Here is a 23,770-nt window from a genome sequence, read left to right as displayed (position 1 = left end):
GGTGACGGACTGGACAGTACCGGTCACTGGGCGTGACCATGGGGTGTGGGAGGTGACCCATGGTGGTCGATGGTGCGGTGGGGACGGGTGGAGAGCCCGAGTCGTCGGACAGTCTGCGGACGTTCGGGGCGGTCGTACAGGCCCTGCGGGAGCATGCGGGGCTGAGCCGGGAGGAGTTCGGGGAACGGGTGCGGTTCTCCAAACACACGGTGGCGTCGGTGGAGCTGGGGCGAAGGATGCCGGATCCGACGTTCGTCGAGCGGGCGGAGGAGGTGTTGGGCAACACCGGGGCGTTACGGAAGGCGGCGGGGCATCTGGCGAGGCAGCCGGGGTTGGCGGCGTGGTTTCGGCAGTGGGCGCGGTTGGAGACGACCGCGATCACTCTCTATACCTATGAGTGCCGGTTGATTCCGGGTCTGTTGCAGACGGAGGCGTATGCGCGGACGTTGTTCAGGAACCAGCTGCCTCCAATGGACGACGAGCAAGTCGAGGCGCAGTGGGTGGCGCGAGGCGAGCGGCAACGACTGCTGCGGGAGCGGCCGAACACGGCGTTCAGCTTCATCCTGGAGGAGGGGCTGATCCTGCGGAGCACGGGTGGGATGGAAGTCACGCGGGAACTCATCGATCACCTCTTGGAGATCGCCGAGCTGCGCAACGTCGAGATCCAGGTCATGCCGCAGGTACAGGAGACGCACGCGGGACTGGATGGCCCCATGCAGTTGCTGGAGACGCCGGACAACACCTGGTTCGCCTACTGCGAGGGCCAGCGAGGCGGCTTACTCATCCCCGATCCGAAGGAGATCAGCGTCCTCCAACGGCGCTATGCCAGGATGCGTTCACAGGCTCTCACCATCCCGGACTCCGTGAGCCTGTTGCAGCGGATGCGAGGAGCGTTATGAGCACCAGCGAACTGACGTGGGTCAAGTCGAGCTACAGCAGCGGTGGCGACGGAGATTGCGTGGAGGTCGCCACCTGCCCCTCCACCATCCACGTCCGCGACTCCAAGAACACGGACGGCCCCCACCTCACCCTCTCCCCCACCACCTGGGCCGACTTCCTCAACTACGCCTCGACCACCCACCGCTGAACCGACGGAGTCACAACGTGTCACTGGGAGGGCCAGGCTACCCACGTCGGACCCGCCCATACTCAAGTCCATGAACGGCAAGGACCAGCTCGGTCGATTCCTCCGTACGCGTCGCGCGCAGCTGCGGCCCGCCGACGTCGGGCTCTCGACGTTCGGGGAGCGCCGACGCGTGCCCGGACTGCGGCGCGACGAGCTGGCCCAGCTGGCGGGGGTCAGCCAGTCCTACTACACGCGGCTGGAGCAGGGACTGTCCCTCAACGCCTCCGTGGAGGTACTGGACGCGATCGCCCGGGCGCTCCGCCTGGACGAGACCGAACACCGCCACCTGCACGACCTCGCCGGGGTGGTGCGCAAGAGCGGCAGGAGTCGGCCGCGCCGCGCCGCACCCGAGCGCGTCTCCGAGGCGACGAGGCAGCTGATCGCCGCCTTCGGGGACACCCCGGTGATCGTGCTCGGCCGCCGGAGCGACGTCCTGGCATGGAACCGCACCGGGCACGCGCTGTTCGCCGGGCATCTCGATCCGGACAGTCCCGAGCAGCCGGCCCGGCGCCCCAACACCGCACGGCTGGTCTTCCTGGATCCGCACACGCGTGATCTGTACGAGGACTGGCAGCGCAAGGCCCGGGACGCGGTGGGCAAGCTGCGGCTCGCGGTCGGCGAACACCCCGACGATCCGGAGCTGGCCGAGCTGATCGGTCAACTGACGATGAAGAGCCCCGAGTTCACGTCTTTGTGGTCCGAACACCGCGTTCGTGCGTGGGACATCGCGACGCACCGGATGCGGCATCCGCTGGTCGGCCCGATGGACGTCGCCCAGCAGGCGATGCCGGTCCCGAACGAGCCCGGGCAGCGCATCGTCGCGGTCACCGCGGCGGCGGGTTCCTCCTCGCAGGCCGCGCTGACGCTGCTCGCCCAGGTCACCGCCCCGCGCACGCGGACCGCCGTCGACACGGATTCCGTTTCCGTCCAGTAGCCGGGGTGACCCTCACCCCTCTCTTCGGCATGCCCACGCACGCCTACTCAAACCTGCCCAAGTCCAACCAGAAGGAGACACCATGCCCACCACCACGCTCTACACCACCGAGGCCCTCTCGACCGGCGACGGCCGCAACGGGGAGGTCCGTAGCCTCGACGGAGTCCTCGACGAGGTCCTCGCCGTACCGAAGGAGATGGGCGGCCCCGGCGGCGACAGGACCAACCCCGAGCAGCTCTTCGCCGCGGGCTACGCGGCCTGCTTCCACAACGGACTGCGGCTGATCGCGGCCCAGCAGGATGTGAAGGTGCCCGGTTCCACCGTCACGTCGACCGTGAGCCTGCTCAGCAAGGAGGACGGGGGCTTCACCCTGGCCGTGAAGCTGTCGGTCCACCTGCCCGGCGTGGAGCAGGCGACCGCCGACCAGCTCGTGCAGACCACGCACCAGGTCTGCCCCTACTCCAACGCCACCCGGGGGAACATCGACGTGACCCTCGAAGCGACCGTCTGAGCCAACCCGACCCAGACCCGGTTCACGTGTCTTACAACGAACTTGACGGCTCATCACTTTGCCGTACTGACAGCTGACCAACAGCATCCGTTCCTAATCTGCCGTGTTCATGACAGACACTTCAGGAGCAGCCCACCCGATCGGGCGCCGTACGGTGCTGATCGCCACCGGCGCCACGGCCGCCACCCTGGCCGTGGGCGCCGCCGCACCGGAAGCCCCCACAACCGACACGGCCAAGACGGTGGAATCGGCCCCCGTCGCCGCGGCGGCCGTCTGCACCCTCACCAAGGAGATGACCGAAGGCCCCTACTACCTGGACGGTGCCCTGGTCCGCGCCGACATCACCGAGAGCAAGCCGGGCGTCCCGCTCAAGCTCGCGCTCACCGTCGTCGACGACGACACCTGCGCCCCGCTCTCCGGCGCCCTCGTGGAGATCTGGCACTGCGACGCGCTGGGCGAGTACTCCGGCTTCGTCGGCAACAACGGCCACAGCGAACCGGACGACGGTTCGTTCCTGCGCGGCGGCGTCCTCACCAACACCGGCGGCGTCGCCAACCTCACCACGATCTACCCCGGCTGGTACCGGGGCCGCTGCATCCACATCCACCTCAAGGTGCACACGGGAGTCACGCTCACCTCGGACGGCAGCTTCACCGGCGGCCGGGAACTCCACACCGGCCAGCTCTTCTTCGACGAAACGATCACCACGGCGGTGGCCAGGATCTCCCCGTACTCCACGAACACGGTCACCCGCACCACCCTCGCCCAGGACTCGATCTACGACGACGGAGGCGCCGCGTCCGGCCTCCTCACCCTGACGGCCCTGGGCAGCACGGCCGCGTCGGGCTACACGGGCACGCTGACGGTCGGCGTCGAAACGAGCTGACGTCCGCCCCGATCCTCACAACGGGCCCCGCCGGAAGCCGGCGGGGCCCTCGCCTCGATAACACCACGATCATCTCAATTGATCTGTGGATCTATGGACGTACATTCCCCTGAATGACCGAATGCCTTACGCCCTATGGTGCTCGTTATTCAGCCGTGACGACAAAAGATATGCACGCAAACGACTGGCTCGATACCGCCGACGGGAGGGCACGCCTGGAGCACTGCGCGGACCTGCTCGAGGAGTTCCTCAAGGCCATGACCCGCATGGAAAGCGAATACCTGCGGGCCACGTGGGACGGACACACCGCAGATGGATCCCGCTGAGCCAGGGCGCAAAGGAGCCGCAGACAGATGGACTGGACTCAGGACGATCCCACCCTCCGCGACATTCAGCTCGATCCGCGAGCCACCGCCTACGATCCACTGAACCCCCCGTTCACCGGCGCCGATCCGCTCGGGACGCAACACTTCTGGCGCGTCCCCGAGCCCGCGATCGAGCCGGACGCGTGGGATCCGGACGAAGAGCTGGCGCAGATGCTGTACACGACGTCGAGCGTGACGCCCGCCGCTCCGGCCCCGCCGCACAGCCACGCCCTGCCGCGCCGCCCGGTCAACCGGCGCAGGCCCCGGGCGGGATTTCACGCCATTGCCGCTAAACACAGGATCATCACGGTTGTTTTCCTGGTCGTAATGATCATTGTATCCGCAGTGATGATGCTGGGATGGTCCGTCTCTTATTCATACAACCAACTGCGTGGCATTTCACTACTGGTCGTTTCGGCAAAGTTGGCGCGATGGTGGCCGCTGATGGTGTACGGACCGTGGCTCGTGGCGGGTCTGTCCATTCTTCGGGCATCCGTTCAGCACCGGAGCGCCAGACGGTCCTGGTCCGTGATGCTGATCGCCTCCGCCACGGCGGTCGCCCTCTGCGTCGGCCAGTCCCCGCGCTCCCTGCTGGCGATGGTCGTCGTCGGAATCCCACCCATCACCGCCCTGATCTGCTTCCGGGAACTCGTCGGCCAGATCTCGCCCCACCACGGACCTCGGCACGCCTGCCAGACCCTGAGGCGGCCCAAGCAGCCAAGACCTTGATCGTCACCGGCCGTCCCCGCCGGAACAACGCTCACCGCGGAGGTTCGGGGAAGACCACCCGTAGTCGTTGAACTCTTCTGTCCCGCCGGAACATGAGCCAGGCGAGGGTCGGCGGGCAGGGGCTGACGGCGCCGACGGGGTTGATGACGTCCATCTCCCAGATGGTGATGTCCCGGCCGGCCACCACATGGCGCAGGTGCTGGCGCACCCCGGATTCCCGGTTCTGCCGCATGGCCGGGAAGGGGTGGGTGCGTTCTCCTGTTCGGCTGAGCGCACCGACCAGTTCGGTCTCGGCCGGCCACAGCTCGGCTATCTCCCGGGGCAGATTGCCACGCGCGGCACCGTGCAGGGTTTCCAGGGCCTCCTGCCTGCTCTCCTCGGTGAGAGCGGAAGCGTCGTCGTGCGCCTGTGCGGCGGTCGACAACAGCACCTGGGCCAGCTTCGCCCTGGCCTGGTTGAGTCGGCTGCGCACGGTGCCGACCGGTATCTCACAGGCGGCGGCGATCTCCTGGTACGAGGTGATGCCGCTGAAGTGCCGCAGCATCAGCACCAGCCGCAGCTGCTCGGGCAGTTCCTCCACCGCGTCCCAGATCCAGTCCCGCATCGCGTGCTGCTCGACGACCCGCTCCGGGTGCGACGGCTCGTGATCACACGGGGGCAGGTGGTCGAGGCCGTCCAGTCCTGGCGTCTCGCGGGTGACACGCAGCCGCATGCGGGCGGCGTTGCGCACGACCGCCCGCAGCCAGGCTCCCACGGCCGCGGGATCCCGTACGTCCCCGATGCGGCGCAGCGCGGTCAGTGCGGCGTCCTGCACCACGTCCTCCGCGTCGGGGCCGTAGCCGAGCAGGCTCATCGCCACCGCGCGCATCGGCGCCTGGTGGCGAGCCAGCAGCAGCCCGAGGGCTCCGGTCTCGCCGGCTTGCGCCCGGCGGGTGAGTTCCTCGTCCGTGGGTGAGGTGAGGGGCATCATGTCCGAACGCCTCCGTCGCGATGGCGATGCGCGCAGGATAGACCTGGCACTTGGGGTCGTTGGAGCCCTAGCCGTTCAGGACCGCCGGACGGGCTCCGGCAGCCAGCTTCCGTGGAATCCCGCCGGGACGGGGTGGGGCAGTTCCACCACTGCCTGGACGGTCATCTCCGCGGCGTCGAGGACGAGCATTGCCGCCGCCGGAGCCAGCCAGGGCGGGGTCGAAGACGACCGGCAGGTCCATCCACACGATGTGGTGCTCGGTGATGGCGAAGTCGTGCATCATCGTCGGGCCCGGCACCTCGACCGGCCGGCTGTCGAGCAGCAGTCCGTCCGCGGTGACCCGGTGATAGGTGAGGTACGGCGGGGCGAACCCGGCCCCGAACAGGTGCAGTTCACCCGTGACCGGGTCCTCCTTGGGATGGGCCGTCATCGCGGTGGTCAGCCGCCCGCCGAAGTCGTACGGTCCCACGGTCTCCAGCTCGGGGGTGACCCAGTAGGGAAGACCGACCTCGCACAGGGCCAGCACGGTGTCGGCGTGCCGGATCACGTGCGTGTTGGCGGGCGTCGCGGCCAGGTCGACGGTGAAGTCCGCGCTCGTACGGAGGGGACGGTCTATCGGGGTACGGCCGTGACCGGCGCCTGCGCGGCCAGCAGGCGCGCCTGGGCCCGGGCGGGATAGACCTTCGTGAAGACGGCGGGGCCGACGAGACCGGCGACATGGGCGGCGATGCCCACCCAGGCCGGGGCGTCCACCGCGCCGCAGACGGCCAGGCTGATGCCGATGAAGGTGAAGCCGGCGCCCCAGGCACTGGTGATGTGGTTGTTGACCCGGACGAACTCCGGCATGTCCCAGTACTCGGGGGGTGTCTGGCGCTTGGCGATGCCCAGCGTGAAGGGGCGCCGGATCGCCAGGGTCCCCCAGGCGGTGGCGGCCAGCCAGCCGAACGAGACGACGTCCGTGTGGTCCGCCAGCGCCGAGCCCGGGTCGGCGACGGCCACGGCGCCGACCACGACGAAGTAGGCGACGGTGCTGATCTCCAGGATCAGCGCGTCGAGGCCGACCCCGCGAAAGCGGTCCTGCAGCAGGAGCAGCAGCCCCGACACAAGGCCCGCGATCGCGCCCCAGCGCCAGTCGAAGGACGAGACGACGCCGGCGACGATCCAGGGGATGAATCCGCGCAGATAACCCATGAAAGTTCCTCGGTGAAATGGAATGGACGGCTGCGGAGATGTGCTGTTCCGAAGCCACCCGGTGACCCGACACCGACTGGATGCACGGCAAGCGCGAAAGTTCGAACCCGGGAGTGTGACGCCCGTCACATCCCAATGCCGCACGCGACCGTACGCACATGGAAGGCCCCGCCATGACACTCGCCACCGAAGACCGCCTGGCCATCGCCGAGTTGGTCTCCCTGCACGGCCATCTCTTCGACGACGGACGCCTCGACGAACTGACGGAACTGTTCACCGAGGACGTCGTCTACGACGTGTCCGCCTTCGGACAGGGCGAGTTGGTCGGGATCGAGGCGATCCGGGACGCGGCACTCGCCCTCGGCGCCGGGAACGCCGTCGCCCATCACGTCACCAACGTCGTCATCACCGACGACCTCGGAGACGGCCGCGCGCGGGTGCGGTCCAAAGGACTGGGGGTGATGGCGGACGGCCGGTGCGGATCGGTGTCGTACGAGGACGTCGTGGTGCGGCATGACGGGGGGTGGCGCATCGCGCGGCGGGCGGTGGAGGCGCGGCGGGTGCCGTTGAACGGGGTGACGGGCGCGTAGCACTATCGCGCGCTCAGCCCAACTTCCCGCGCTCCACGCAGAATTCGTTGCCCTCGGGGTCGGCGAGGGTGACCCAGCCCCCGCCGTCCGGGCGGGTGTGGTCGGCGATCTGGCGGGCGCCGAGGGAGAGGGCGCGGGCGACCTCCTGGGCGCGGGTGCGGCCCTGCGGCTGAAGGTCGAAGTGGATGCGGTTCTTGGCCGACTTGCCCTCGGGGACGCGCACGAAAAGCAGCATCGGGCCGCCGGACGGGTCGCGCAACACCGCCTCCGGGTCGCCCGGCTTGTCGTCCTCGTCCAGCGGGCGGCCGAGCAACTCGCTCCAGAACAGGCCGAGATCGTACGGATCACCGGTGCAGTCGAAGGTGAGGGTGCGGATGGTCGGGTTCAGCCCCGCCGACTCGCCCATGGCTTCAGGCTCCCTTCTCGCCGTCGACCAGTTCCCGGACGATGTCCAGGTGGCCGTTGTGCCGAGCGGTCTCCTCGATCAGATGGAGCACGATCCAGCGGAGGTCCATGTACCGGCCGTCGCGGAACGGACGCTTGGCCCTGGTGTCCAGGTCGTGCTCGGCGACCAGAAGACGGTACCGGGCGCTCTGCTCCTCGTACTCGTCGAGGAGTCGGGGCAACGGCACGTCGACGGCGATCCGCATCTCCGGATCGGGATCCTCCTCCGTCGCGGCCGCGATCGGCCCGTCGTCCTCCTCACCGAGGAACATCACATGGAACCAGTAGTGCTCGACCCAGCGCAGGTGGCTGATCAGCCCGCACAGCGTCATCAGCGGGGATCCGGGGAGCGGGGCCTGCCGCGCCCCCTCCGGCGAGACCCCCTCGCACTTGGCGCGGGCGGTGGCACGGGCGTAGTCGAGGAAGGTGGTCAGCTGGGTGCGTTCGTCCCAGGCGGTGGGCGTATCGGTTCGCGTCATAGGGGTGCAGCATCACCGTCCCGCCCCTCGGTGTCGAGCGAATTAGACCGCCGAGGCGGGTGCCTGGGGCACCCTTGCTTCGTCGTACCGTACGACGAAGGGATGTCAGGTGACAGACATCGGTCGCTGGATGGACGGTCTTCAGGAGCGGGCCGCCGAGGTGCTGCCGGAGGACGTCTACGCGTACTTCCGGCGCGGCGCCGGTCGCGGCATGAGCGTCGCGGAGGCGACCTCGGCCTGGGACCAGTTCCGTTTCCGGGCACGGCTGTTGCGGGACGTCTCGACGTGCGACGCCTCTACGACCGTACTCGGCACGCCCGTTCGTACCCCCGTACTCGTCGCGCCCAGCACCCTGCAGCGCAAGGCCCACCCGGACGGGGAGGCCGCCACCGCGCGGGGCGTCGCGGCGGCGGGATCACTGCTGGCGGTGACCTCGAACACCGCGGTGCCGTTCGCGGACCTGGTGCCGAGCGGGGCGCCGTGGTGGGTGCAGGTGTACGTGGCCCGGGACCCCGTACTGACCATCGAGACGCTGGAGCGGGCCCTCGCCGCCGGGGCGCGGGCGGTCGTACTGACCGCCGACACGCCGCCGGTCAATGGGTCGCGGGGCAAACGTGGCACACAGGTCGACGACTTCATCGGACCGGAGGACCTGTACGGCAACGTCACCGGGATTCCCTCCCCCGAGGCGGCCGAGCGCGCACCCGATCTGACCCTCGACGTCATCGGCTGGCTACGTGAACGGGCCCGCGGCCTCCCCATCGTCGTCAAGGGCGTGCTGCGCGGCGACGACGCCCGGGAACTGGTGGCCGCGGGGGCGTCCGGCCTCATCGTCTCGAACCACGGCGGACGGCAACTGGACGGGCTGGTGCCCACCGCCTGGGCCCTGCCGGAGGTCGTCGACGCGGTGGCGGGCACCGGTGCCGAGGTCTACGCCGACGGCGGGCTGCGCCGCGGCACCCACATCCTCGCCGCCCTCGCCCTCGGTGCCCGTGCCGTGTTCATCGGCCGGCCCGTCCTGTGGGCGCTGACCGTCCGCGGCGCCGCCGGTGTGACCCGCCTGATCGACGACCTCACCGACGAACTCGTCGAGGCGATGAGCCTGACCGGCACACCGAGCGTGCTCGAACTGACCCGCGACCTCCTGTGGGCGGCTCCCCGACCGCCGCTCGATTGATCGAACGTGCGGGCCGTCGGCGATCGAGCTGTCCCGAAATGCACAGTGCGGCCTGCTGTGTCACCGTCATGTCACAGACAGCCCGGCAGGTGAACCCCGGAAGCCGATGACGCGCTCTGAAGCGACGAGTGTCGGTGAGAGACCGGCGCCTGAACCACTTCGGGGGACTTCATGTACGGCATCGGTATCCGCAGAGTCGCGACGGCCATGGTGACCGCGTCGGCGGCCACCCTGCTCATGACAGCGTGTCAGCCGGGCGGGAGTCCGGCGGGGGCCGGCTCTTCGCCGTCGGGCGCTCCGGTCAAGCCGGCGGCGTCCACCTCCACCTCCAGCTCCGCTTCCCCCTCCACACCCTCCACCCCCGCCGCATCCGCCACGTCCGGCTCCCCGACGCACACCGCGACGCCGTCCACCGGTGCGAAGGCCTGCGGTCTGTCGGATCTCAAGGCGTCCATGTACCAGGCCGCGGTGCGGCCGGACGGCACCGGGACCGGCGCGGCGATCGTCGAGTTCACCAACGTGTCCGGCAAGGCGTGCACCGTCCAGGGGTATCCGACCGTGGCGGGGGCGGGCAACGGTTCCCCCGAGAAGAACCGTCCGCTCAAGGTGACCACGACCGGGGGCGCGTCCACGGTGAAGGTCGCGGCGGGCGGGAAGGCGTGGACGAAGCTGACCTTCGTGCAGGTCCAGGGTGAGGCCGACGGCTACTGCAAGTCCGGAGCCACGCCCGCGAGCTACCCGACCCTGGTGGTGGGTGTCCCGGGTGCCGGGGCGCACCAGATCGCGCTGACGGACGGTGTCATCGCCGAGTGCGACGACAAGGTGACGGTCACCGCCCTCTCGGCGGCCAAGCCCTCCTGACCCACCCGCCCCGCCTGTTCCTCAGACCGCCACCGGCTGCCGGTCCTCCGCCACGGCCTCCTCCGTCCTCTCCCTCCGGTACGCGCGGATCGAGTACGTCAGGGCCCCGGCCCACAGCGCGTACAGGAGGGCGTAGACGAGGGCGCCGACGGTCCCCGACGCGTCGACCCAGTCGCTCTTCAGGAGCGTACGGACGTTGGTGACGATGATGACGCCGCCGACCGCGGAGCCCAGCACGCGCGGCGGGACCAGGCGGACCAGCCAGGCGGCGACGGGCGCGGCGACCAGGCCGCCGAGGAGGAAGGCGAGGACCCAGGTCCAGTTCAGCCCCTGGGAGCCCAGGGAGAAGAGGAAGCCGAGACTGGCGGCGATCGCCACCAGGAACTCGCTCGTGTCGATGGAGCCGATCACCTTGCGCGGCTCCATCCGGCCGCTGGCCAGCAGAGCGGGTGTGCCGACCGGGCCCCAGCCGCCCCCGCCGGTCGCGTCGAGGAACCCGGCGACCAGGCCCAGCGGGGCCAGGAACCGCTTGCGCAGGGGCTTGCCCAGTTGGCCCTTGGGCATGCCGCGGAAGGTGAAGCGGGACATCACATACAGGCCGAGGGCGAGCAGGATCAGGGACATGACCGGCTCCGCGACCTCCGTCGAGAGGTTCGACAAGGCCGTCGCGCCGAGGAAGGACCCGACCGCGCCCGGCACGCCGATCTTCGCGACCACCTTCCAGTCCACGTTCCCGAAGCGCCAGTGGGAGGCGCCGGACATCAGCGTGGTGCCGATCTCGGAGAGGTGGACCGTGGCCGACGCGGCGGCCGGGTTGGTGCCCATGGCGAGCAGCAGCGTGGTCGAGGTGACGCCGTAGGCCATGCCCAGGCTGCCGTCGACCAGCTGGGCGCCCAGGCCCGCGAGGGCGAGCAGTATCAGCGTGCGCATGGGGTCCGTTCCGTCGTCCCTGCTTTCCCACCGGTTCGGTGGCCATGACGGGAGGTGACGGTAGGCGTCGAAACTGAGGAGAGCCTGAGGGCGGGATGAGGAACGCGATCTCCGCCGACGCGGCCCCCGTACCGCCCGTACCGGCCGTACCGCGTAATCCGCCCGCGCCGAGCCCCTCATACGGCCAGGAGGAGACGCACCGCTGTGGACAATGGCCGCACCCTCCCCAAGTTCTCGGCTTCGCTCGAACAGGGGGACCCCCATCGCTGTCCTCGAAAGGCCCCGCATGGTGTTGAGCAGACGTACCTTCAGCGCACTCGCCGGCACCACCGCGCTCGGCCTCACACTCAGCGGGAGCGACGGCGCCTTCGCCCGCGCGACCGCCCCCACCGGCCCGGCACCGCAGCCGCCCGGCGCCGACGGCACCCGCCACACCGTGGGCTTCGACAAGTACTCGATGCTGGTCGACGGCAGGCGCGTCGTCCTGTGGTCCGGCGAGGTCCACCCCTTCCGGCTGCCGAGCCCCTCCCTCTGGCGGGACGTCCTGGAGAAGCTGCGCGCCCACGGCTACAACACCATCAGCGTCTACGTCTCCTGGAACTACCACTCCCCCGCGCCCGGACAGTACGACTTCACCGGCGTCCGCGACCTCGACCTGTTCCTGCGCACGGCCGCCGAGACCGGCCTGTACGTGATCCTGCGGCCCGGCCCGTACATCAACGCCGAGGTCGACGCGGGCGGCTTCCCCGGCTGGCTGACCGCCACCCGGGGCACCGCCCGCACCTCCGACCCGACCTATCTGTCGTACGTCGACGAGTGGCTGACCGCCGTGAACCGGATCGCGGTCCGGCACCTCTACACCCACGGCGGCGGCACGATCGTCCTCTACCAGCTGGAGAACGAGTACGCGAACCACGTCACCAGCCCCCGCGGGCTCGACTACATGGCCCACCTCTACGCCAAGGTCCGCGCCGACGGCATCGACGTGCCGCTCTTCCACAACGACAAGGGGCGCAACGGGTACTGGGCGCCGGGAACGTTCGACACGGGCGGCGAGAGCGGCCGCTATCTGTACGGCTTCGACGGCTACCCCTCACCCCTCGCGCCGCCGCCCGACTGGGGCTACTACGGCATCGGCGGTACGAAGGGCGGCTCGACGGCGAGTCCCGAGACCCCGGGGCTGCTGGCCGAGTTCGGGGGCGGCTGGTTCGACCCGTGGGGCGGGGTGGAGTTCGACGGGAAGGGCTACGCGGAGTCGGCGCGGACGCGTGACGCGGCGTACGAGCGGCGTTTCTACCTCACCAACCTCGCCAACGGCATCAAGGTCCACAACGTCTACATGACGTTCGGGGGGACCTCCTGGGGCTGGCTGCCGGCGCCCGTCGTCTACACCTCGTACGACTACGGCGCCGCCCTCGACGAGGCCCGCAGACCCACCCCCAAGCTGGTCCCCATGCACCAGCTCGGGCAGCTCCTGCACTCCGTGCCCGACCTCGCCAAGCTGGACCGGGCGGCCGACATCCAGGTCGGCGCAAAAGACGGCGGGTCGGGGGCGGACGCCGGGATCACGGCGTACCACCTGGTCAACCCGGACACCGAGGCGCACTTCCACATCCTGCGCAACGACCGGGCCGACGACGTCCTCGCCGCCGTCCCCCTCGCCGGAGTGAACGTTCCGCTACAGGTGCCGGTCCCCGGCCTCGACGCCCGGCTGCTCGCCACCGGTCTCCCGCTCGGGCGGCGGACGTTGAGGTACTCCAGCGCCCAGCCGATGCTGTGGCTCACCGCCGGACGGCAGGACATCGCCGTGTTCACGGGGCGCAAGGGGGAGGCGACGCGGACGGCCGTCGAGTGCGCGAGCGAGCCCGCGGTCACCGTGCTGGAGGGGAAGGCCGACCACGTGTACACGTCCGGCGCGCTGCGCGTCGACGCCGAACTCGGCGGTCTGACCCGGGTGTTGGTGGAGGGCGGCGGCACGGACGCCCCCTTCCTCCTGCTGCTCGCCGACGACGAGACGTCCGTACGACTGTGGCGCCACGACACCCCGTCGGGGCCCGTGCTCGCGTACGGCCCGGCGCTCCTGCGCACCGCCGCCCTGCGCGACACGACCGTCCATCTCACCGGGGACACCGTCGAGGCGGCCGACCTGGAGGTGTGGGGGCCGCGCGGGATGAGTGAAGTGGTGTGGAACCAGGGCACGTTGAAGGCCTGGGCGACCACCTCCGGGAGTCTGCGGGCCGAGCAGCGGCTGCCGGGGGTCACGGCCGTCCACCTGCCCGCGCTGGGCAACTGGCGCTTCCACGCCGAGAACCCCGAGTCGGACGCCGAGTTCGACGACTCCGCCTGGAAGATCGCCGGCAGGACCTCCTCGTACAGCACCACACCCGTACCGGCCGGGCAGCCCGTCCTCTTCGCCGACGACTACGGCTTCCACTACGGAGACGTCTGGTACCGGGGGCGCTTCGAGGAAGCGGGGGCCGCGGGGGCCGTGCGCGCCGCCGAGTCGGTGTCCCTCTCGTACGTCACGGGCACACAGGGGCTGCTGATGGCGTGGCTGGACGGGAAACCGCTCGGCACGCACCGGATGCCGGTGCCGGACAAGTCGACGGTGCGGAAGGGAACGTGGTCCGCCACGGCCACCTTCCCCGTGCGGTACACGAGTGGACCGCACGTCCTCTCCGTCCTCGTACGCCGGATGCAGCACGACATGGACGGCGCGGCGAAGGACACGCACAAGGCCGCACGGGGCCTCACGGCGGTGACGTTCGCGGGGGCGAGCCCGGCCGTCACCTGGCGGATCCAGGGCGAGGCGGCACCCGACCCGGTACGGGGACCGCTCAACCACGGCGGGCTGTACGGGGAGCGGCAGGGCTGGCATCTGCCGGAGTTCGCCGACAGCGGCTGGAAGGTCGTGGACTTCCCGCGGGCGGCGCGTGGACAGGGAGTCGCCTGGTACCGCACCGGGTTCCGGCTCGCCATCGACCCGGGCGTGGACGCCTCGATCGGGCTCACCCTCACCGACGACCCGGCCCGCGCCTACCGCGTCCAGATCTTCCTGAACGGCTGGAACATGGGGCAGTACATCAACGACGTCGGCCCCCAGCACACCTTCGTCCTGCCCAACGGCGTCCTGCGCACCCGGGGCGCCAACACCCTGGCCCTCGCCGTACTGTCCGACGGCACCACCCCGGCCGGTCCCGGCGAGGTGAAGCTGACGCTGATGGGCAGCGCGGCCGGAGGGGTACCGGTGACACCGGTGGACTCCCCCGGCCGCGCGCCCGCCCGTTAGCCGAGCCGGATCACGTTCCAGGACAGCGGCTCCAGGACGGCGGTCAGGGTGCCGTCGTCCTGGAGGGTGGTGCCCTCGACGGGGTGCGGGGTGACCCGTTCCTGGTCCTGAAGGGTGTTGCGGGCGTCGGGGTCCGCGTCGGCGATCGCGCTGTGCTCGACGACCGTCGTCAACCCCAGCCGGTTCAGGGCGACTTCGAGCGGCAGCGGCTCGGTCTGGCTGCGGTTGACCGCGAAGACGGTGACCGAGCCGTCCTCGGCGCGCACGGCGGTGGCGTGCAGCAGGTCGACCTCCCCGTACTTCTTCGTCTCGTACGTCGGCGACACCGCGCGGACGTCGAGGACCTCCCCGCGCCCGTACTTCGCCGCCTGCGCGAACGGGAAGAACGTCGTCTGCCGCCAGGCCGCGCCGCCCGGCTCCGTCATGATCGGCGCGATGACGTTGACGAGCTGGGCGAGACAGGCGACGGTCACCCGGTCCGCGTGCCGCAGCAGCGCGATCAGCAGGGAGCCGAAGACGACCGCGTCCGTGACGCTGTAGACGTCCTCCAGGATGCGTGGGGCCTCCTGCCAGTCCTCGACCGGATGCGGGTTCGGCCGGCTCTGGTACCAGACGTTCCACTCGTCGAAGGAGAGGTTGATCTTCTTCTTGGACTTCAGCCGGGCGCCCACGTGGTCGCAGGTCGCCACCACGTTCTCGATGAAGGACTCGGTGTCGACGGCGGAGGCGAGGAAGGAGTCGCGGTCGCCGTCGGTCTCCTCGTAGTAGGCGTGCAGGGAGATGTAGTCGACGAGGCCGTACGTCTCCGCCAGCACGGTCGCCTCCCACGCGGCGAACGTCTCCATGTTCTGCCCCGACGATCCGCACGCGACGAGTTCGAGGTCCGGCTCGATCTGGCGCATCGCGCGGGCGGTCTCGGCGGCGAGACGGCCGTACTCCTCCGCCGTCTTGTGGCCGGTCTGCCAGGGCCCGTCCATCTCGTTGCCCAGACACCACAGGCCGATGCCGAACGGCTCCTTGTCGCCGTGCGCCACCCGCAGGTCCGAACGGGCCGTCCCGCCGGGGTGGTTGGCGTACTCCTGGAGCTCCAGGGCCTCGGCGACCCCGCGCGTGCCGAGGTTGATCGCCATCATCGGCTCGGCCTGGGGGCCGATCTTCCTCAGGAAGGCGATGTACTCGGACAGGCCGAAGCGGTTGGTCTCGGTGGAGCGCCAGGCGAGGTCGAGGCGGCGGGGCCGTTCCTCCGCGGGGCCCACGCCGTCCTCCCAGTTGTAGGCGGAGACGAAGTTGCCGCCGGGGTAGCGGATGGTGGTGACGCCCAGTTCGCGGACCAGTTCCAGTACGTCGGTGCGGAGGCCTTCGGCGTCGGCGGAGGGGTGGTCGGGTTCGTAGATGCCGGTGTAGACGCAGCGGCCGAGGTGTTCGACGAAGGAGCCGAAGAGGCGGGGGTTGACCTCGCCGATGGTGAAGGCGGGGTCTAGGGCGAAGCGGGCGGTACGCATGTTTTCCTTTCGAGTGCGCCATTGGTGGGGGGTGGCTTGTGTTTTGCGGGCGAGTGCGGGTTGTTCTGGGCTGGTCGCGCAGTTCCCCGCGCCCCTAACCGGCGACTGGCCAGCCGTTCTCTTTCCAGTTCAGCCTGTTCAGCCCCAGCTTGGGCGTGCCCGAGTCATCGGCGTCGTAGTAGTGGTACGCAAGCCAGTCCTGGCCTCGGTCGTGGAAGACCGACTCACCACCGGTGCCGATGTACCTGCCGTGTCCGGCCAGGAACAGGTCGCCGCCGCCCTCCAGCAGCGGCTTGCCCGTGCTGTCCGCGTAGGGGCCGGTCACCGTCGTCGATCTGCCCACCCGGATCTTGTAGGTGGAGTTCACGCCCGCGCAGCAGGCGTCGTAGGAGGCGAAGAGGTAGTAGTAGCGGCCGTGTTTGACGATGTACGGGCCCTCTACCGCGTACGGGGCGTCCGGGCGGGTGGCCAGGTGGTGGACCGTGGCTTCGGGCAGCGCCTTGCCGGTGCTCGGGTCCAGTTCGACCATGCGGATGCCCGTCCAGTACGAGCCGAACGCCATCCACAGCTTGCCGTCGGCCCGGATCACCGCTGGGTCGATGGCGTTCCAGGCGTCGGTGGTCCGGGAGGTGAAGGCCGGACCCTGGTCGGTCCAGGTGCCGGGCATGCCCGTCTTCGACGTGGCCACGCCGATCGCCGAGTGGTTGGTGCCCCAGGAGGAGACCGCGTAGTAGAGCCAGTAGCGGCCGTCTCGGTAGGAGAGGTCGGGGGCCCAGGGGTCGGCGGTGGAGTTGTAGTCGTACCACCAGGCCGGAGGCGTGATGAAGGCGTTGCCCGCGTCGTCCCAGTGGTGGAGGTCGGTGGAGAGGCGGGCGCCGATGACGCCGCCGGTGGAGTAGGCGACGTAGCGGCCGTTCCTGAGGTGGGTGACCGTGGGGTCGTGGATGATCTGCTGGCCGGTGAGCGGGAGGGGGTCCGGGTAGGTGACGTCGGCCGACGCGGTGGGCGGGAGCAGGGCGATGGTGGCCGCGGCGAGCAGTGCGGCGAGTCTGAAGCGCTTCAACTCACACTCTCCTCATGGCTGTTGTGCCTGTCATGCCTGTTACTGACCGGCCAGACCCGTGTGGGCCACACCCCGCACGATCTGGCTCTGGAAGAAGACGAACACGACGATCAGCGGGAGTCCCGCGATCAGGCCGCCCGCCATGAGCTGCGGCCAGACGATGCCGAAGGCGTTCTGCACGGTGGCGATGCCGTTCGGCATGGTCATCAGGTCGGGGTTGTTGGTCACCATGTAGGGCCACAGGAAGTTGTTCCACGAGGCGATGAAGGTGAAGATCCCGACGGCCGACAGCGAGGGCTTCGAGAGCGGCAGGACGAGGGTGAAGAAGATCCGCCAGCGGCCCGCGCCGTCGATGAACGCGGCTTCCTCCAGTTCGCGGGGCAGCGACTGGAAGAACTTGTAGAGGATGTAGACCATCGCGGCGGGGGCGCACTGCGGCAGGATCATGCCCCAGTAGGTGTCGACCATGCCGAGCGACTGCACGGTGGTGAAGAGCGGGACGCCGAGGATCGCCGGGGAGAACATCAGGCCCGCCATCGTCACGGCCATCAGGACGGACTTGCCGCGGAACTCGGTGCGGGCGAAGCCGTATCCGGCGAGGGAGGCGACCAGCAGCACGATGAAGGTGACGCAGACCGACACGACCAGCGAGTTGACGAACCAGTTGGGGATGTTGCCGGCCTCGAAGACCTTCCGCCAGGAGTCGAGGGTGAAGTCCTTGGGGATCCAGTGCGGCGAGGCCACCGATTCGGCCGGGGTCTTGAGGGACGTGGACAGGGCCCACGCCAGCGGCGCCATCCAGATCACGGACAGGGCGAGGGCGACGACCGTCAGGGCGATCTGCGCGGGCGTCCAGGTACTGCGGGGTTTGCGGAGGGTGGGAGACGGCGTGGTCATCGGGAGATGCCCTCCTCTCGGCTGCGGAGCAGCCACATCCGCCCGAGAGCGACGGCCGCGATGATGAGGAACAGGACGAAGGAGATCGCGGAGGCGTAGCCCACGCGGTAGCTGGTGAAGCCCTGTTCGAGGGTGTACTGGACGAAGGTGCGGGTCGATTCCTCCGGCCCCGGGCCGAACTGGTACATGACCACTGCCTGGTCGAAGACCTGGAGCGAGGCCAGGATCTGCAGCGCGATGACGAGGCCGGTGATGTTGCGCAGGTTGGGCACGGTGATGTGGAGCATGCGTTGGAAGGCGTTCGCGCCGTCCAACTCCGCCGCCTCGTAGAGGTGTTGGGGGATGTTCTGGAGGGCGGCGAGGAAGAGCAGGAAGGAGAATCCGACCGTCCACCACAGGGTCGCGACGACGACGGCGAGCAGGGCCGTGGACTTCTGGGTGAGCCAGGGGGTGGTGAGGCCGAGGACGTGGTTGACCATGCCGTTGGTGGGCTGGAACAGCCACCACCACAGGTTGCCGATGACGGCCGAGGGCAGCAGGAACGGCGCGAAGAAGCACAGCCGCCACAGCCACTTGAAGTGCACGGTGTGGTGGGCGATCAGCGCCATCAGCAGGGCCACGACGACGATGCACGGGACGACGTACAGGGTGAACTGGACGCTGTGCCACAGCGAGTTCCACACCAGGTCGTCCTTGAGGGCCTCGCGGTAGTTGTCGAGGCCGACGAAATTGGTGTGGTCGCCGGAGATGTTGGCGTCGGTGAAACTGAGGTAGAGGCCGCGGACGACCGGCAGCAGCACGAAGAGCCCGTACAGGACGAAGAACGGGGCGACGAACCAGCCGCCGTGCTGGAAGCGACGGCCCCAGCGCACGCGGGCGGAGTCGGCTGCGGTGGTCGCGCGGGGGCGCAGGGTGGTGGCGGCGACCGTGCTCGTGGCGCTGCTCATGCGCCTGCTCCCTTCAGCTCCTGGGCGGCCGTCCTGCCGTCCATGGGGTTCTTCATGGCGAGCAGTTGCTCCAGGACGGACTTCATACGGCGGGCCGCCGCGGCCGGCTTCGCGGAGCCGAGGTTGGAGGAGGCGACGACCGGGCCGACGCGCTGCGCGAGGACGCCGGTGGAGCCGGCGAACCAGATGTGCGGTTCGGTGGCCGGGTGCTCCATGGCGGGCCTGGAGTACTCGCTCTGCGGGCTGAGCTTGAGGTAGGCGGGGTCCTCGAAGGTGGGCAGATAGGCGGGGACATGGCCGCCGATGGCCCAGGTGGTGGCGTGGGTGACCATGTAGGCGGCGAGCTGGTAGGCGCCCTCGTCGGCGGCGCCGCCGCGGCCGGACTGGTGGGGCAGGATGAAGGAGTGCGACTCGGCGTGGGTGGCCGGTCTCCCGAACACCGGGGGCAGCGGCTGGGCGCCGAAGTCGAGCTTCTCGCCGTTGAAGTACGGCACCGACCAGTTGCCCTCCCAGGTGAACGGTGACCCGGCGAGGAAGGCCTCGCCGTCGGCCTCGCCGACGGTGACGTAGCCGTCGGTCACGTGCTTGCGGAAGAACTCCAGGACCTCGGTGGCCTTGTCGGTGTCGAAGGTGACGTCGGTCTGGTCGTCGTTGAAGTAGCCGCCGCCGAGCTGCTGGTAGAAGGCGACGAAGAACCACCAGGCGAAGTTCTGGTCGTTGGCGTGCAGGCCGAGGGTCTGCTGCCCGTTCTTCAGCTGCTTCTTGGCCGCCTTGAGGATGCCGAACCACTCGTCGGGGGAGCCCGCGGCCGGCAGCCGGCCGTCGGCGTCGAGCAGCCCGGCCTTCTTGCAGACGTCCTTGCGGTAGAAGCAGAGCTGGACGTGGATGTCGAGGGGCAGGGCGTAGAGCTTGCCGCCGACGATGCCGCGCTTCCACAGCACGGGGTTGAAGTCGGCCTCCCGCACGCCGTACTTGGCCAGAAGGCCGAGGTCCCAGGGGTCCAGGAGGCGGCCGGGCGCGAACCCGGGGACGCGGCCCTGGTGCATGACGGCGAGGTCCGGTGCGCGGTTGCCGGCCGCGGCCATGGCGAGCTTGGTGTAGTAGGGGCCGCCCCAGGTCAGGGTGGAGTCCTTGACCGCGATGTCCGGATGTTCCTTGCGGAAGGCGTCCACCATCGCGACCTGGTTGGTGCCGTCGCCGCCCTGGAAGAGGTTCCAGTAACGGACCCGGGTGCGCGCGCTGGAGGCGAGCGCGTCCGCGCCGGTGCCGAGCGCGGCGAAGCCGAGACTGCCGGCGACGGTCAGGCCGCCCAGCGCGGCCAAAACGTTCCTGCGGTTCAGGTTTCCACGGTTCGGATACCCGTCGTTCAGGTCAGGTCGTCCCATGCCCTGCCCTCACTGTTCGAGATTCGCTGTTCGAGATTCACTGTTCGAAATTTCGGTGATCGCTCGTAACTTCGAACGGGACCGTAGATAGGAAGCGCTTTCTCGTCAATGGTTTGCACAAAAATCGAAGGTCCCCGTCCGGTGGTCGACGACCGGACGGGGACCTACGAGGGGGACCCGGGTTTGATCCTGAAGGGGGCCGTCAGCCGGCGAACGGCGGCTGCGGCAGGCCCTTCCCCGCGCCGGGGACGACGAGCACCGAGCCGGAGAGCGGATGCGGCGCCTCCAGGCCCGTACGCGCCGTGGTGATGTACAGGTCGGTCAGGTCCGCGCCGCCGAAGGCGCAGGCGGTGGGGCGCGGAACGGGAAGTTCCACGACCCGGTCGAGCTCGCCGTCGGGTGTGTAGCGGCGGACCGCTCCACCGTCCCAGAGGGCCACCCACACACAGCCCTCGGCGTCGACGGTGAGCCCGTCGGGCCAGCCCGCGCCTTCTTCGATCACGGCCAACGGACGCCGGTTGAGAGGCAGTCGGCCGTCACCCACGTCGAAGACGTCGACGCGGCGGGTCGGGGAGTCGACGTAGTACATCAGCCGGCCGTCCGGGCTCCAGCCCGTTCCGTTGCTGACGGCGACGTCGTCGAGGAGCGGGGTGACCGTGCCGTCGGCGGTGATCCGGGACAGGGTGCCACCGCCCGGGGCCTCGTCGTAGCGCATGGTGCCGAAGAGCAGCGAGCCGTCCGAGGCGACCGCGGCGTCGTTCGCGCGGCGGCCGGGAACGGGGTCGCGGTGCAGCCACCGGAAGCCCTCGGCGCCGCCGTACGTCGCCACGCCGTCCCGGAGATTGACGACCAGGCCGCCGCCCGCGCGGGGCTTGGCGGCGCCCACGTGCTGCTCGGTGACCATGACCGTGCGGCGCCCGGAGACGGGGTCGTACGTATGGACCCGGGAACCGAGGATGTCCACCCAGATGAGCCGCTGCGCGTCCGGATCCCAGGTCGGGCCCTCACCGAGGGCCGCCTCGGCGCGGATCGCGACGTCGAAGGCCGTGCTGCCCGTGGTGCCGGTCGTCCCGGCCGTCCCGCTCGCCCCGGTCATCCCACCACGCTCCGGTGGCCGAGCCGCTCGGACAGCTCGACGGCGCCCTTCGCGGCGAGCTGCTCCAGCTCCACGCGGCGCTCGTCGCTCCAGCGGATCATCGGTACGGAGATGGAGAGCGCGGCGACGACCTGGCCCGTGCGGTCGCGCACCGGGGCGGCGACGCAGCTGACGTCCGGGTTCGACTCGCGGCTCTCCACGGCGACGCCGCGGCGGCGGATCTCGGCGAGGGCCTCGCGCAGGGCGCCCGGCTCGGTGATGCTGTTCGGCGTCATCGCGACCAGGTCCGCGTTGTCCGGGATACGGGAGGTCAGCTCGACGTCGGGGAGCGAGGCGAGCAGCATCTTGCCGACGGAGGTGCAGTGGGCGGGCAGGCGCCGGCCCGCCGCGGACACCATGCGCACGGCGTGCGTGGAGTCGACCTTCGCGATGTAGATGACGTCCGTGCCCTCCAGGATCGCCACGTGGACGGTCTCGTCGCAGGTCTCGGCGACGGACCGGGCGACCTGCTGGCCCTCGGCGGCGAGGTCCAGCTGCTCGGCGTACCGGCTCCCGAGCTGGTACGGGCGCACCCCGAGGCGGTAGCGTCCCGGCTGGCCGGGAACCTGCACGATGTACGAGCGGGCGGCGAGCGTGGTGACCAGCTCGTGCACCGTCGTCCGGGGAAGCTGGAGCTTGCGCACGATGTCGGGGGCGGAGAGCGTCCCGTCCCCGTCGAGGAAGAGCTCGAGTATGTCGAGAGCTCGGGTCACGGCAGGTACGAGGCGTCCCACAACCGGCCCCCTCCCTATGTTCGAAATTTCAACAGCCGATCGGCATGACGAACACAGGCTACTCATAGTGCTCTTGCACGGGCAATGGGTGGGTAACGGTGAGGTGCAGGGGGTGACAGTGCACTGACGCACAGGCAGAGCCGGCCGCGCGCGGCGGGAGGTCAGCGGCGGGGGTGGGGATCACCCAGCTCGCCGCGGAGACGCTGCGCGCGGAGTACCAGCTCCAGCTCGAACCGACGGTCCGGATCGTCGATCTCGTCACCCCACAGCTCTCTGATCTGGCGGAGGCGGTAGCGGACGGTCTGGGGGTGGACACCAAGCCGCGCGGCCACCTCCGGCGCGCCTCCGCGCGTCTCCAGCCATGCCAGCAACGTCTCCGCGAGACGCCGCCCGTGCGTCGGCCCGCAGTGCGCGAGCGGCGCCAGGCAGCGCAGGGCGAGGTCGTCGATCAGTTCCTCGGGCTGGAGGAGCACCAGGGCCTCGGTGTGCTCGGTGCAGTGCAGCACCTCCCCGGCGGGCAGCAGCCGCCGCTCCATCAGCCGTACCGCCGCATCGGCCCAGCGCAGCGACTTCGCCGCGTCGGCCAGCGGCACCGGCGGCCCGATCGCCCCGGACCACCCGGCCAGCGCCCGGTGCAGCAGCTCCGGCCGCCCGGCGGCATCCGGCTCGGGCACCACCATCCGCGGCTGCTCGTACTCCATGTCGAGCAGCACCCCCTGCCCGACGGCGGGCGCCACGGCCTCCCGCGCCGGCCGCAGCAGCACCCCGACGGCGACCTTGTCCGGCAGTGGCCAGCCGATCCGCGCGGCCCGCTCGACGAGGGCCTCGGCGGGGTCGCCCCGATGGTGGTGCTCGGCGAGCAGCAGCTCCATCAGACGCCGCTGGAGGCGGAGGCGCTCCCCCGCCTGCCGGGCCGCGGCCTCGGCGTAACCCCGTACGGACTGGTCCACCAGACCGTCCAGGTACTCGTATCCCGCGTCGACGAGCTCGTACATCGCCGGTGGCGGGATCTCGACCCGCTGCCCGATCTCCGCGAACCGGCGCCAGGCGAGGCGGACGCCCAGCCGGTAGATCGCCTGCAGTGAGTCGAGGCTGCGGCCGTGCAGTCCCTCGCCGCGGCCGAACTCCTGGAACACCTCGGGGTGGACGCGGGGTCTGCCCTCCGCCGTCTCCAGGTGCTGCACGAAGACCTCGATGGCCCGGCGGATGCCGACGAGGGCCATCGGCTCGCCGGAGTCGTCGAGGACGAGGGGCAGGTTCGGGTACTCGTGGCGGATCTCCCGGAGGATCTCCTCGGCGAGATCCGGCGCCTCGGCGAGGGCGATCGCCGCGAACTGCCGCACCTGGGCACGGGGGACGTCATGCCAGGCCGAGCGTGTGGCGACGGTCCCGTGGCCGGCCTGCGCCTTCCGGTCCGCCTCCGGCGCGCCCCGCGGCACGGTCAGTGCTCCTGGTCGGCATGTTCGTACGTGATCAGGGGGGTGTTCGGCTGATCGGGGGTCGCGTCGAGCAGCGCGACGATGCCGAGTGCGGCACCCACGGCGAGCGCGGCGGCGGCAGCGACGGTGAGTACGGCGGCCAACAGTCTGGACATCGCAGGGTGAGCCTCTCTGTCGGAGGTCGTC

At 70.0% G+C, this 23,770-nt stretch carries 27 protein-coding genes and 1 pseudogene; 11 read left to right on the top strand and 17 right to left on the bottom strand.

Annotation, left to right across the window (positions count from 1 at the left end; genetic code table 11):
- Nucleotides 1-59: 59 nt before the first annotated feature.
- From KVT44_RS01470 to KVT44_RS01440, 7 genes are all read left to right on the top strand, one after another.
- Nucleotides 60-899 (top strand): helix-turn-helix transcriptional regulator, encoded by an 840-nt coding sequence (locus KVT44_RS01470; RefSeq protein ID WP_217565776.1) that lies wholly within the window; start codon nt 60-62, stop codon nt 897-899.
- Nucleotides 896-1,087, top strand: a complete 192-nt coding sequence (locus KVT44_RS01465; protein ID WP_217565775.1) for a DUF397 domain-containing protein — start codon at nt 896-898, stop codon at nt 1,085-1,087. Before KVT44_RS01470 ends, KVT44_RS01465 begins: the two co-directional genes overlap by 4 nt.
- Nucleotides 1,088-1,157: 70 nt before the next feature.
- On the top strand, nt 1,158-2,060 hold the full coding sequence (locus tag KVT44_RS01460; protein ID WP_217565774.1) for a helix-turn-helix domain-containing protein: 903 nt from the start codon (nt 1,158-1,160) through the stop codon (nt 2,058-2,060).
- An 82-nt stretch (nt 2,061-2,142) separates the two neighbouring features.
- Complete coding sequence (locus KVT44_RS01455) at nt 2,143-2,571, top strand: organic hydroperoxide resistance protein (protein ID WP_217565773.1); 429 nt, start codon at nt 2,143-2,145, stop codon at nt 2,569-2,571.
- Between the two features lie 109 nt (nt 2,572-2,680).
- The gene (locus KVT44_RS01450; protein WP_099925697.1) at nt 2,681-3,457 is read left to right on the top strand and encodes an intradiol ring-cleavage dioxygenase; all 777 of its coding nucleotides are present in this window, start codon (nt 2,681-2,683) and stop codon (nt 3,455-3,457) included.
- A 113-nt stretch (nt 3,458-3,570) separates the two neighbouring features.
- Nucleotides 3,571-3,783 carry a hypothetical protein gene (locus tag KVT44_RS01445; protein ID WP_143601534.1) on the top strand — a complete coding sequence of 71 codons (213 nt, stop codon included), beginning with the start codon at nt 3,571-3,573 and terminating at the stop codon, nt 3,781-3,783.
- Nucleotides 3,784-3,810: 27 nt separating this feature from the next.
- Complete coding sequence (locus KVT44_RS01440; protein ID WP_217565772.1) at nt 3,811-4,551, top strand: DUF2637 domain-containing protein; 741 nt, start codon at nt 3,811-3,813, stop codon at nt 4,549-4,551.
- Nucleotides 4,552-4,582: 31 nt separating this feature from the next.
- On the opposite strand, the gene KVT44_RS01435 is transcribed toward KVT44_RS01440, so the two are convergent.
- The 4 genes and pseudogenes from KVT44_RS01435 to KVT44_RS01420 all read right to left on the bottom strand — a co-directional run bounded on the left by KVT44_RS01435 (nt 4,583) and on the right by KVT44_RS01420 (nt 6,712).
- Entirely contained in the window at nt 4,583-5,521 is a 939-nt protein-coding gene (locus KVT44_RS01435) for an RNA polymerase sigma factor (protein ID WP_217565771.1), read from the bottom strand.
- Between the two features lie 75 nt (nt 5,522-5,596).
- On the bottom strand, nt 5,597-5,686 hold the full coding sequence (locus KVT44_RS60990; RefSeq protein ID WP_368857583.1) for a hypothetical protein: 90 nt from the start codon (nt 5,684-5,686) through the stop codon (nt 5,597-5,599).
- Nucleotides 5,687-5,717: 31 nt separating this feature from the next.
- A pseudogene (locus tag KVT44_RS01425) lies at nt 5,718-6,110 on the bottom strand (carotenoid oxygenase family protein); the annotation flags it as partial.
- Nucleotides 6,111-6,133: 23 nt separating this feature from the next.
- Complete coding sequence (locus KVT44_RS01420; RefSeq protein WP_217565769.1) at nt 6,134-6,712, bottom strand: hypothetical protein; 579 nt, start codon at nt 6,710-6,712, stop codon at nt 6,134-6,136.
- Between the two features lie 158 nt (nt 6,713-6,870).
- On the opposite strand from KVT44_RS01420, the gene KVT44_RS01415 reads away from it, so the two are divergent.
- Complete coding sequence (locus tag KVT44_RS01415; protein ID WP_254648796.1) at nt 6,871-7,302, top strand: nuclear transport factor 2 family protein; 432 nt, start codon at nt 6,871-6,873, stop codon at nt 7,300-7,302.
- Nucleotides 7,303-7,315: 13 nt separating this feature from the next.
- Here the strand turns inward: KVT44_RS01415 and KVT44_RS01410 are convergent, their stop codons facing one another.
- Both KVT44_RS01410 and KVT44_RS01405 read right to left on the bottom strand, forming a co-directional pair.
- On the bottom strand, nt 7,316-7,708 hold the full coding sequence (locus KVT44_RS01410; protein ID WP_217565768.1) for a VOC family protein: 393 nt from the start codon (nt 7,706-7,708) through the stop codon (nt 7,316-7,318).
- A gap of 4 nt (nt 7,709-7,712) precedes the next feature.
- Nucleotides 7,713-8,225, bottom strand: a complete 513-nt coding sequence (locus tag KVT44_RS01405; protein ID WP_217565767.1) for a DinB family protein — start codon at nt 8,223-8,225, stop codon at nt 7,713-7,715.
- Between the two features lie 109 nt (nt 8,226-8,334).
- Here KVT44_RS01405 and KVT44_RS01400 point away from each other — a divergent pair, with 109 nt between their 5' ends.
- Nucleotides 8,335-9,402, top strand: coding sequence for an alpha-hydroxy acid oxidase (locus KVT44_RS01400; RefSeq protein ID WP_217565766.1), 1,068 nt, complete (start codon nt 8,335-8,337; stop codon nt 9,400-9,402).
- A 248-nt stretch (nt 9,403-9,650) separates the two neighbouring features.
- Here the strand turns inward: KVT44_RS01400 and KVT44_RS60510 are convergent, their stop codons facing one another.
- On the bottom strand, nt 9,651-9,848 hold the full coding sequence (locus tag KVT44_RS60510) for a hypothetical protein (protein WP_308313887.1): 198 nt from the start codon (nt 9,846-9,848) through the stop codon (nt 9,651-9,653).
- 7 nt (nt 9,849-9,855) lie between these two features.
- Between KVT44_RS60510 and KVT44_RS60505 the strand changes: the two genes are divergently transcribed.
- Nucleotides 9,856-10,263, top strand: a complete 408-nt coding sequence (locus tag KVT44_RS60505; protein ID WP_308313886.1) for a DUF4232 domain-containing protein — start codon at nt 9,856-9,858, stop codon at nt 10,261-10,263.
- Between the two features lie 21 nt (nt 10,264-10,284).
- On the opposite strand, the gene KVT44_RS01390 is transcribed toward KVT44_RS60505, so the two are convergent.
- Nucleotides 10,285-11,193, bottom strand: a complete 909-nt coding sequence (locus tag KVT44_RS01390) for a sulfite exporter TauE/SafE family protein (RefSeq protein ID WP_190168717.1) — start codon at nt 11,191-11,193, stop codon at nt 10,285-10,287.
- Between the two features lie 286 nt (nt 11,194-11,479).
- Here KVT44_RS01390 and KVT44_RS01385 point away from each other — a divergent pair, with 286 nt between their 5' ends.
- Complete coding sequence (locus KVT44_RS01385) at nt 11,480-14,482, top strand: beta-galactosidase (RefSeq protein ID WP_217565765.1); 3,003 nt, start codon at nt 11,480-11,482, stop codon at nt 14,480-14,482.
- Here KVT44_RS01385 and KVT44_RS01380 read toward each other — a convergent pair.
- The 9 genes from KVT44_RS01380 to KVT44_RS01340 form a co-directional block, all read right to left on the bottom strand.
- Nucleotides 14,479-15,984, bottom strand: coding sequence for an alpha-N-arabinofuranosidase (locus KVT44_RS01380; protein ID WP_217565764.1), 1,506 nt, complete (start codon nt 15,982-15,984; stop codon nt 14,479-14,481). The genes KVT44_RS01385 and KVT44_RS01380 overlap by 4 nt on opposite strands.
- Nucleotides 15,985-16,078: 94 nt before the next feature.
- The gene (locus KVT44_RS01375) at nt 16,079-17,047 is read right to left on the bottom strand and encodes an arabinan endo-1,5-alpha-L-arabinosidase (RefSeq protein ID WP_217565763.1); all 969 of its coding nucleotides are present in this window, start codon (nt 17,045-17,047) and stop codon (nt 16,079-16,081) included.
- 39 nt (nt 17,048-17,086) lie between these two features.
- Nucleotides 17,087-17,944 (bottom strand): carbohydrate ABC transporter permease, encoded by an 858-nt coding sequence (locus KVT44_RS01370; RefSeq protein ID WP_054233582.1) that lies wholly within the window; start codon nt 17,942-17,944, stop codon nt 17,087-17,089.
- The gene (locus KVT44_RS01365; protein ID WP_075026701.1) at nt 17,941-18,891 is read right to left on the bottom strand and encodes a carbohydrate ABC transporter permease; all 951 of its coding nucleotides are present in this window, start codon (nt 18,889-18,891) and stop codon (nt 17,941-17,943) included. Before KVT44_RS01365 ends, KVT44_RS01370 begins: the two co-directional genes overlap by 4 nt.
- Nucleotides 18,888-20,276: an extracellular solute-binding protein gene (locus KVT44_RS01360; RefSeq protein WP_099922827.1), complete on the bottom strand. Its 1,389-nt coding sequence runs from the start codon at nt 20,274-20,276 to the stop codon at nt 18,888-18,890. Before KVT44_RS01360 ends, KVT44_RS01365 begins: the two co-directional genes overlap by 4 nt.
- A 202-nt stretch (nt 20,277-20,478) precedes the next feature.
- On the bottom strand, nt 20,479-21,372 hold the full coding sequence (locus tag KVT44_RS01355) for an SMP-30/gluconolactonase/LRE family protein (RefSeq protein ID WP_217565762.1): 894 nt from the start codon (nt 21,370-21,372) through the stop codon (nt 20,479-20,481).
- Nucleotides 21,369-22,145 carry an IclR family transcriptional regulator gene (locus tag KVT44_RS01350; protein ID WP_075026703.1) on the bottom strand — a complete coding sequence of 259 codons (777 nt, stop codon included), beginning with the start codon at nt 22,143-22,145 and terminating at the stop codon, nt 21,369-21,371. The genes KVT44_RS01355 and KVT44_RS01350 overlap by 4 nt, the downstream gene beginning before the upstream one ends.
- A 161-nt stretch (nt 22,146-22,306) precedes the next feature.
- Nucleotides 22,307-23,584: a helix-turn-helix domain-containing protein gene (locus KVT44_RS01345; RefSeq protein ID WP_217565761.1), complete on the bottom strand. Its 1,278-nt coding sequence runs from the start codon at nt 23,582-23,584 to the stop codon at nt 22,307-22,309.
- 2 nt (nt 23,585-23,586) lie between these two features.
- Nucleotides 23,587-23,739, bottom strand: coding sequence for a hypothetical protein (locus KVT44_RS01340; protein WP_167552120.1), 153 nt, complete (start codon nt 23,737-23,739; stop codon nt 23,587-23,589).
- Nucleotides 23,740-23,770: the final 31 nt, after the last annotated feature.

The sequence above is a fragment of the Streptomyces sp. GbtcB7 genome, from assembly GCF_019091445.1.
GTDB lineage: Bacteria > Actinomycetota > Actinomycetes > Streptomycetales > Streptomycetaceae > Streptomyces > Streptomyces mirabilis.
Note: the sequence above shows the minus strand (reverse complement) of the source record. Positions and strands in the feature narration are given on the sequence as shown.